Source organism: Flavobacteriales bacterium TMED191 (assembly GCA_002171975.2).
Classification (GTDB): domain Bacteria; phylum Bacteroidota; class Bacteroidia; order Flavobacteriales; family TMED113.
Window position 1 is genome coordinate 1 of sequence record NHIO02000015.1, and the last position, 9,849, is coordinate 9,849.

The 9,849-nt window shown below is 27.1% G+C and carries 9 protein-coding genes; 4 read left to right on the forward strand and 5 right to left on the reverse strand.

Translation table 11 applies throughout. The features are described from left to right. Nucleotides 1-621 precede the first annotated feature (621 nt). The 3 genes from CBD51_000985 (at nucleotide 622) to CBD51_000995 (ending at nucleotide 4,149) form a co-directional block, all read left to right on the forward strand. On the forward strand, nucleotides 622-2,196 hold the full coding sequence (locus CBD51_000985) for a DUF839 domain-containing protein (GenBank protein ID RPG60430.1): 1,575 nt from the start codon (nucleotides 622-624) through the stop codon (nucleotides 2,194-2,196). A 111-nt stretch (nucleotides 2,197-2,307) separates the two neighbouring features. Continuing rightward, complete coding sequence (locus tag CBD51_000990) at nucleotides 2,308-3,072, forward strand: alpha/beta hydrolase (GenBank protein ID RPG60431.1); 765 nt, start codon at nucleotides 2,308-2,310, stop codon at nucleotides 3,070-3,072. Nucleotides 3,073-3,126: 54 nt separating this feature from the next. Beyond that, nucleotides 3,127-4,149 carry a hypothetical protein gene (locus CBD51_000995; protein RPG60432.1) on the forward strand — a complete coding sequence of 341 codons (1,023 nt, stop codon included), beginning with the start codon at nucleotides 3,127-3,129 and terminating at the stop codon, nucleotides 4,147-4,149. Nucleotides 4,150-4,177: 28 nt separating this feature from the next. Here CBD51_000995 and CBD51_001000 read toward each other — a convergent pair whose 3' ends face one another. Next, a complete protein-coding gene (locus CBD51_001000; GenBank protein ID RPG60433.1) occupies nucleotides 4,178-5,122 on the reverse strand; it encodes a hypothetical protein in 945 nt (314 codons plus the stop codon). Between the two features lie 149 nt (nucleotides 5,123-5,271). Further along, entirely contained in the window at nucleotides 5,272-5,991 is a 720-nt protein-coding gene (ubiE, locus tag CBD51_001005; protein ID RPG60434.1) for a bifunctional demethylmenaquinone methyltransferase/2-methoxy-6-polyprenyl-1,4-benzoquinol methylase UbiE, read from the reverse strand. 169 nt (nucleotides 5,992-6,160) lie between these two features. On the opposite strand from ubiE, the gene CBD51_001010 reads away from it, so the two are divergent. Next, nucleotides 6,161-7,324, forward strand: a complete 1,164-nt coding sequence (locus tag CBD51_001010) for a formate-dependent phosphoribosylglycinamide formyltransferase (GenBank protein ID RPG60435.1) — start codon at nucleotides 6,161-6,163, stop codon at nucleotides 7,322-7,324. 41 nt (nucleotides 7,325-7,365) lie between these two features. Here the strand turns inward: CBD51_001010 and CBD51_001015 are convergent, their stop codons facing one another. From CBD51_001015 to CBD51_001025, 3 genes are all read right to left on the reverse strand, one after another. Continuing rightward, complete coding sequence (locus CBD51_001015) at nucleotides 7,366-8,817, reverse strand: YdiU family protein (protein RPG60436.1); 1,452 nt, start codon at nucleotides 8,815-8,817, stop codon at nucleotides 7,366-7,368. Beyond that, nucleotides 8,798-9,157: a DUF2237 domain-containing protein gene (locus CBD51_001020; protein ID RPG60437.1), complete on the reverse strand. Its 360-nt coding sequence runs from the start codon at nucleotides 9,155-9,157 to the stop codon at nucleotides 8,798-8,800. The genes CBD51_001015 and CBD51_001020 overlap by 20 nt, the downstream gene beginning before the upstream one ends. Before the next feature lie 70 nt (nucleotides 9,158-9,227). Next, nucleotides 9,228-9,548, reverse strand: coding sequence for a hypothetical protein (locus tag CBD51_001025; GenBank protein RPG60438.1), 321 nt, complete (start codon nucleotides 9,546-9,548; stop codon nucleotides 9,228-9,230). Nucleotides 9,549-9,849: the final 301 nt, after the last annotated feature.

Here is a 9,849-nt window from a genome sequence, read left to right on the forward strand (position 1 = left end):
ATTGTTGATAATAAATATGACTTTGTATATTTTGATCCACCATATGGTTCTAATAATGAAAAAATGCCACCAAGTAGAGTACGATATGCCTCTTATTATCATATTTGGACATCTATTATCCAGCACGATATGCCCAAAATTTTTGGAAAGGCAAATCGAAGAGAGGATACAAGAGATAATATTGCTGCATCGGTATTTGAGGATTTTAGAAAAAATAAAGATGGATCTTTTGTAGCTATGCAGGCATTAGATGAATTAATTCAAAAAACAAATGCGAAATACATCTTATTGTCTTATAGCTCTGGTGGTAGAACTACAAAGAAAGATTTAAATGATATTATTAATAAATCAGGAAAAATGTTAAAAGCTATTGAGATTAATTATAAAAAAAATGTCATGGGAAATATGAGGTGGACAAATGATTGGGTTAATAGTGATGATAAATATCTAGAATATCTTTTTTTAATGCAAAAAAAGTAGTTTTTTTGATAAATAAGCAAGTGTTTTTTTTGTAAAAAGTATATATATTTTGGGGTTCATGATTTTACTGATTACATGATTTTGAAATAAATAAGTAAATTTATCTAATGAAATCAAATTTCACATTAATATAAATAATATATGAATAGAAGGGATTTTTTAAATTTTTTAGGCAAAAGTATTACTGTTAGTGCATTTGCACCACTACTTTCTCAACAAAATGTAAGTGAGTATTTAAATTATTCAAATATAAAAGGAATTAAACCATCAAATAAAGATGATGTCATACTTGCAGATGGTTTAAATTATAAAATATTAGTTTCTTGGAAGGATAAAATTAACAAAAAAGATAAGTTTGGATTTAATAATGACTATATAGCATTTTTGCCTGGAAAAACATCTGATGAAGGATATTTGTGGGTTAACCATGAATATATACATCCTTTATTTTTTTCTGCAAAACCAAATGAAGAAAAAACCATAGAAGATATTAAGGAAGAAATGAGAAATGTAGGAGGTAGTTTTTTTAAAGTTTATAAAGACTTAAAAACATGGAAAATTGATATTAACGATAAATTTAATCAAAGAGTTGATGCGTTGGACGAAATAAATTTTGATAATAATAAAATTATTGAAGGTTCGTCAATTGCTATTGGAACTTTAGCTAATTGTTCTGGAGGTATAACACCATGGAGAACTATATTGACTTGTGAAGAAAATTATGATATGTTTTATGGTGAAAGAAACTTAATTGATAGAACGATTTCTAAAACATCATATGATGTAGGGTGGACCAAATATTTCCCATTCCCCCCCGAGCATTACGGTTGGGTTGTAGAGATAGATCCATTTTCAGGAAAAAAAAGAAAATTAGTCTCCTTAGGAAGATGTGCTCATGAATGTGCAACAGTAAAAATTCTAGACGACAAACGTCTAGTAGTATATACTGGTGACGATATGGAAAATGGTTGTTTGTATAAGTTTATTTCTGACTCAAAAGAAGATTTGACAAATGGAAAGCTATATGTTGCATCTATGGAGAACAAAAAATGGATTGAAATTTCTTATCAAAAACATGAAGTATTAAGGAAAAAATTTAAAAATCAAATGGAGGTTCTCACATATCTTCGAGAGTCTGCAAAATTAGTTGGAGGAACTGAACTTGATAGACCAGAGGATATCGAGATTGATCCTTTTAATAATAATGTTATTATAGCGCTAACAAATAATTATTCTAAACAGGATATGCATGGTAGTTTGTTAAAAATTGTTGAAAAAAACAACAAACATGATTCATTAGAGTTTGAATTTGCAACACTTAAAAGTGGAGGAGTTTCAACAGGCTTTTCTTGTCCTGATAATTTATTATTTGATAAGGCAGGTAATTTATGGTTCACATCTGATATTTCTGGCAGTAAAATGAATAAAAGTTTAGAATACTTGCCATTTAAAAATAATGGTTTATTTGTTTTAATTAGAAACGGCATTCAATCAGGAGAAATTATTCAAGTAGCTTCTGCTCCTATTGATGCGGAATTTACAGGCCCTTGTTTTTCTCCTGACGGGAAAACACTTTTTTTAAGTGTTCAACATCCTGGTGAGAGAAGTCTAAGTATAAATAATTTAACTAGTACTTGGCCTAATCGAAAAGGTTCGCCCAAACCTTCTGTTATTACCATTGAAGGTGAATTAATTAATGACCTGGCAAATATTTAAAAATAATTAAATAAAGGTGTATTGAATTACTTTAATATGTCTTAATAAACCTCTTTTGTAAGCTTTAATTATTATATTTAGCCGATCAAAATCAGTATTTATCAACCTAATATGTTAAAATTTAAAACACATATAAATAAAAAAAACAAGCAGTGGATTACATTTATTCATGGATTTGGAGGAAGTAGTAATATATGGCATAAGCAGGTTAGAGATTTATGTCAACATTATAATTTACTTTTTGTCGATTTAAGAGGACATGGAAAATCAACAAATATATCTTTAGATTCTGATTTTAATCTTTCTGTTGTTTGTGAAGATGTTATTAATGTTCTTAAGTTTTTAAAAATTAAAAGCTCTCATTTCGTTGGTATTTCTTTTGGATCCTTGTTGATTTTAAGGCTTATTGAGACACATAGAACATATATTAATAAATCGATTCTCTCTGGAGCTATTACCTCATTTAATTATATTTCTCGATTTCTTTTATTTTGCTTAAACTTATTGAAAAATATTTTACCAAATTTATTATTGTATAAATTATTTGCATATATAATTATGCCTAAATCAAATCATAAAGAGTCAAGATTTATATTTATTAATGAAGCTAAATTGATTGAGAGAAAGGTGTTTAAAAAACTACTTAAGTTAATACCTGATTTAAAAAAGTATATTCTTCATTTGAAACCAATTAACTTTAATAAATATATTCTTTTTTTATCAGGCACAGATGATTATTTATTTTCCGAAGATGTTAGAAGATTTTCATCAAAAAACAATCTACATAGTTATTATTCTATTGAAGGTGCTGGACATGTTGTAAATATAGATAAGCCTTCAATTTTTAATAAAAAAGTGTTAGAATATCTAAAATAACATTCATTTTAAGTTGTTATGTTTAATATATTATCTTGATTTAAATTTCTTTTTATGAATAAATTTTTTTTTATAATTCTGTTTTTTAATCAAATTATAATAGCACAAAATTTTAATGATTTACTATTTGGAACTGAATCTTCTCTTGATATCGTGAGTTGGAATATAGAATGGTTTCCAAAGACTAATACAACTGCAACTTATGTTCAAGAAATTATTACAAATTTAGAGGCTGATATATATGCACTACAGGAAATTGAAGACACTACACTTTTAAAAGAAATTATCTCAAATATTCCAAATTATGAGTGTCATTTTAAAAGTAGTTATTATGGAGGTTTAGCCTATGTATACAATTCTAATACCATTCAAGTGAATTCTATCTATGAAATATTTACATCTAATCCATATTGGAGTGCATTCCCAAGGTCACCACAAGTACTTGATTTTTCTTTTTTTGGTAATGATTATATTATCATTAATAATCATTTTAAATGTTGTGGTGATGGTATTTTAGATTTTAACAACTCTAATGACGAGGAATATAGACGGTTACAAGCAGTTATTTATTTAAAACAATTTATTGATAATAATTTTTCAAACACAAATGTTATAATTACAGGAGATTTGAATGACAACTTAATAGATGCTGTTCCAAATAATGTATTTCAAAGTTTTATTGATGATAATGAAAATTATCTTTTCGCAGATATGCAAATTGCACAAGGCAATAGTTTAGATTGGTCTTACCCTAGTTGGCCATCTCATCTAGATCATATGCTTATTACTGACGAACTTTTTGACGAACTGCAAAATTCTAATTCAATTATTTCAGTAATTAAAATTGATGATTATATGGGTGGTTGGAATAGTTATGACTACAATGTGTCTGATCATAGGCCTATTGGTCTTAAGCTAGATTTTAATTCAATTAATTTAAATTCTGAATTAGTTCACAATAAAAGATTAGTTCACGTTGTAAATACTTTAGGTTCTGACGTCAAGAGCAATTACAATGGATTAATAATTCGCTTCTTTGATGATGGTACTGTTGATAAAAAAATTATTTTAAAATAAACTTTTCATATGTAGATACAAGCATATCCTAATCTAAAAGATGTTTTTTCATAAATTCTTTAGAAAACTCTATTGATTTATTTTTTATTATTGGATTTCCACCATATGTAGGGCCTCTTTTCACACATGAGGCAAGACCTATTTTTTGTAAGAGTGGAGAAGACATAGGAATGTTTAGAAAATTCATTACTATTTCTCCATTTTTCTTCATTTTAAATCGACAATCTGTTAAGACATAACCATTTTTGTTAATAGTAGGTTCTGAATTTCTGTCAAATGAATGATGAGCGTCTGGGTACACAGTTAAATCAATATTGCTTTGATTGATTAATTGTAATAAATCTACACAAGCTTGTGCAGGAGTCCAGTTGTCTAATTCTCCAATTAAAATATGTATAGGTGAATTAGAAAAATTTAGATTTTCTGGTTTTACTATACAAGGTGGATATAGTGCTAAATGTGCTGCAAAATTTACATCATTATTTATAGCCATTTTTAATGGATTCCATGCAGAAAATAATGTGACTCCTCCACCAAGACTCCAGCCTGTTATTCCAATTTTTTTAGAGTTTATATTAATGTGCTGGCTAAGCGCTTCAAAAGCTTTGTAACCATCTAAAACCATCATAGCTGTAGTAATATCTGTTTGTGATCCCACAGTAGATAAAACTCCTCTACTTTTAAAACTACATACTTCAAAAGTTGCTATACCTAGTTCTCTATATATTTTTAAGTATTCATAATGATGATCTGCCCATCCTTCGCTTCCAGAAAAAGCAATAATTAGTGGAATTTTAGTCTTTGTTAATTTTTTTGGGAATTTGAGAACTCCATAAACTTGTTGTTCCTCTTGGGATTCTAAATTTTCAATAATGTCTTTAAAAGAAAATGGGTTGCTACTAGTAAAATAAATTGTATCTACCTTTGATAAAGTAAAAAAAGGTATTAAAATAAATGATTGATAAATATTCACTTAATAAATTTAATCATTAATTACATCGGTTTATTTATTCATTTTATTTATGTGAGTAATTATTTTTTGATTTTTAATATTATTAAAAATTTTTCTTATCCAAATGAGATGTTAAGTTTGATACAGTAAGATTAATTCAATCTCCATTTTTATTTTTTAGCAATGTATAATGAGACTATTCCAAAAGTTATTGGTATATGTTTACAGTCCTTAAAGCCAATTTTTTTCAGTTTCTTTAGGAATGTTTTTTTTGTATAAAACTCATTAACAGAATTTATTAAATATGTGTATGCCATTTTATCTTTAGATATTATTTTTCCTAAAAAAGGCAATACATATGTGAAATAGGTATTATAAATTTGTTTTATAGGAAATATTGATGGTTTTGATGGTTCAAGAATTAATAAGATACCATCTTTTTCTAAAACTCTGTGCATTTCTGACAAACCTAAATTGATATTTTGAAAGTTTCTAACTCCAAATCCTGAAGTAATCGCTTGAAATGAGTTGTTTTTAAATGGTAAGTTTTCAGCATCAGCTAATTGCAAGGATATTCTGTTTGATAATTTAAATTTTTTAATTTTTTTATTTCCGACTCCCAACATTTTATTTGATATATCAATACCCGTAATATTTGCATTAGTATATTTTGCTGCCATAATAGCAAGGTCAGCAGTTCCAGTAGCAATATCAAGTATTTTTTCAGGACTGTTATTGATGTATTTTATTAATTTTTTTCTCCATATATAATCCATTCGAAAAGATAATAGCTTATTCAGCAAGTCATATGTCTGAGAAATATTATCAAACATGTTTATTATTTGAGTTTTTTTCTTTTCAGAATTATTATAAGGATTTATATTATTCATGTTTTAAATTTAATTATTTTGAAAAATATTTCTTAATCTTAATATGTTATTTTTAGTATTTAGATTTAACAATTAGATAGTTAGTCATTTTTTTCAGTATTTTAATTACTTAAAGACTCAGATTATGTAATTTACTATAAATTAATTTCTAAAAATATTATTTTTAATTATGAGAAAAAAAATATTATTACTTGGTTCAGGTGAGTTAGGAAAGGAGTTAGTGATTTCTATGCAAAGACTAGGTCAATATATAATAGCTGTTGATAATTATGAGAATGCACCAGCTATGCAAGTTGCCCACGAATCTGAGGTTATTAACATGTTAGATGGTGAAGAGTTAGATAGAATTGTTTTAAAGCATAATCCTGATTTTATTGTACCTGAAGTAGAGAGTATTAGAACAGAACGTTTTTATGATTATGAAAAAAAAAATATCACTGTAATACCATCTGCAAAGGCAGTTAATTATACTATGAATCGTAAAGCAATAAGAGATCTTGCTTCTATAGAACTAGGTTTAAAAACTGCTAATTATAAATATGCGAAAACATTAAATGAGTTAATTTATGCCATAGATTTAATTGGTTTTCCTTGTGTTGTGAAGCCTCTAATGTCTAGCTCTGGTAAAGGACAGTCAATTGTTAAAAACAAAAAAGATATTCAAAATGCATGGGATTATGCTATTTCTGGATCCAGAGGGGATTTAAATGAAATAATTATTGAAGAATTTATCAATTTTGATTATGAAATTACATTATTAACTCTTACACAAAATAATGGTAATACTCTTTTTTGTCCACCAATAGGTCACTGCCAACAAAGAGGTGATTATCAGGAAAGTTGGCAACCAATGAATATGAATGAAATACATTTAAGGTTAGCTCAAGATATGGCATCTAGTGTAACCTCTGCTTTAGGTGGTAATGGAATCTGGGGCGTGGAATTCTTTATTGCAAATGATGAAGTTTATTTTTCTGAATTATCACCAAGGCCTCACGATACTGGTATGGTTACATTAGCTGGTACACAAAATTTCACAGAGTTTGAATTGCATTCTCGTGCTATTTTAGGAATACCTGTTTTGAATATTTCCTTAGTTAGAAATGGTGCTTCGTCTGTTATTTTAGCTGATAAGAAAATTAATAATCCACCAACTTATTTAGGAATAAAAGAGGCGGCTAAATTTCCAAATACAGATTTTAGGATTTTTGGTAAACCTTCTGCACATAAATTTAGAAGAATGGCAGTTGCACTTGCTTATGGTAATGACAATATTGACATTTTAGTGAGCAATGCAAAGAAGGTTGCTAATTGTATTTTTGTTGATTCTTAATTTATTTAATTTTAATTAATAATCCCTAAAATATATTGTATTTAGGTGCCACAATATGTTTTATATTTTTTTTCAAAATCTGAGCTTGGAGGCTTCATGTAACTGATTAGTTTTTCTTGATATCCATATGGTTTTTTAATGATTTTTAATAATTTTTGAAATGAATTCATATTTCCATTACTTGCCTCTTCTATTGCATTTTCAACGATATGATTTCTTGGAATTATAACTGGATTATTTGTTTTCATAAGATTTTTGGCAATATGTGTCTTTGTTTTTGTATTAATATTTTTTTTCCATTCTTTTTTCCATCTTATATATTCAAAATCATTGTTTAATTCATTATTACTTAAATTATTTTTTGTTAATGATAGAAATGTATTGTTGTAGTCTGCTCTATTTTTTTTCATCAAATGTAAAAGTCTGTCTACTAATGGATATGAAATTTTATTATTTGTTTCAATTCCAATTTTATTAAGCATCATGCCATAATATTTTCGCTCCCATAAATCATCAAAACTATCAATTATGTCTTGAGCGAGTTGGAGCGCTTTTTCCTTGTTTTTATGTATTATGGGTAAAAGAGATTCTGCAAACCTAGAAATATTCCATTTGATAATTCTTGCTTGGTTTCCAAATGAGTATCTTTTATTATGATCAATAGAACTATAAGTTGTATCAGTATTAAATTCATTGATAAATGCACAAGGCCCATAGTCAAACGTTTCACCTGATACTGATGTGTTGTCTGTATTCATTACGCCATGTATAAAACCAACACGCATCCAGTTTATTATTAAATCAATTTGTTTTTCCATTACTTTTGTTAATAAAATTAGAGAGGGATTCTCATAATCGTTGATTTCGGGGTATAGCCGATTTATTGTATACGATGCAAGACTTTTTAAATTTTCTTCTGAACAGAAATATGACGCATATTCAAAAGTTCCAACTCTAATATGACTTTTCATAACTCTTATAAGTATTCCGCCTTCCTCTAAAGTTTGTCTTTGAATAGTTTCTCCTGTTTCTAATACTGCTAAGCTTCTTGAAGTAGGAATATTTAAATAGTGAATAGCTTCACTTATTAAGTATTCTCTTAACATAGATTTTAATGTAGCTTTTCCATCTCCATTTCTAGAGTATGGAGTCTTACCACTTCCCTTTACTTGTATATCAACTTTTTGTTTATCTATTGATTTGTGTTCGCCTAAAATGACAGCTCTCCCGTCTCCTAACTTAGTAAAATACCCAAATTGATGTCCTGCATAGGCTTGTGAAAATGATTTGATTTTTTTGTCTTTTGTAAACAATAATTTAATTAGATCTTCATGGTTTTTAATTATGAGATTAATAGAGCTACAGAGATTTTTGTTTAGTAGTATAACTTTGGGTTTAGGAAATGTATTTGTTTTTGTAATACTGTAAAATTGATTAGGTAGCGATAAGTAAGAATAATCAAAATTAAATTTTTTATTTTTTTGCATGTGCAATTAGGTCATTAATATTAATTATTAGTAATGCTTTTTCGTCAGTAGATTCTAATTCAACTTGTGGAGCACACCCAGCCTCTAAAGCTTCTTTCCATCTTAAAGCACATAAACACCATTTATCTCCAGGTTTTAGCCCTGGAAATAAGTAATCTGAGTTGGGAGTTGTGAGGTCATTACCATTGAGTTTTGAAAATTCAAGGAATTCTTTAGTTACTATAACACACACCGTGTGACTACCGTAATCGGACTTATCTGTTCTACAATAACCATCTCTAAAATAACCAGTTAGTGGTTTTGAACAACATAGCTTTAATGGTTCTCCAAAAATATTCTTATCCATTTTAATAAAAGTAAATAAATTTGTAATGATTAAAAATAAACAATAATTCCATGTTTTTATTTTTAATATTTTAAGTATTTGAATTTAAAATAAGAATACTCATTATTATCATCGTAATATTTTCAATTAATGTAGCTTCTGTCATAGGAAGATTTAATACAGTGCCCAAACACGCGCATTTAGCGTTAGAATTTTTTCTTAGAGTTTGAATAACTCCTGTTGTAGTTGATAGTAAAATCATAATTGTAATATATAAACTTAAATTGATTTGAAATCTGTTTAGTAAAAAAAGACCAATAGTAATTTCAATTAATGGATATATAAAACAATATATTTTGGACCTCTTACCAATCAAATCATATTTGTGGAATGAATCTTTAAATCCTTTCAAATCTAAAAATTTAAAGAAACTAAATACAATAAAGAAAATTCCCATAAAATCAATCATGATGCTTTTGACATTCAGATTGTTAATATTTAAAAATAAACTGGATAAAGTTATATATATAATAATTAGTAATAACGGATACAATTGTTTGAATTTTGATAATTTTTTTTTTAAATAATTATCAATTATTAATTTTTTAGAAATTATATATTTTTTATTAATAAAACTTTGTAGTTCAGGAATAAATGGAGGAAGTTATTGCGGAAACTATTGCTTTGAAGATGGATGTTATATTATAAATATG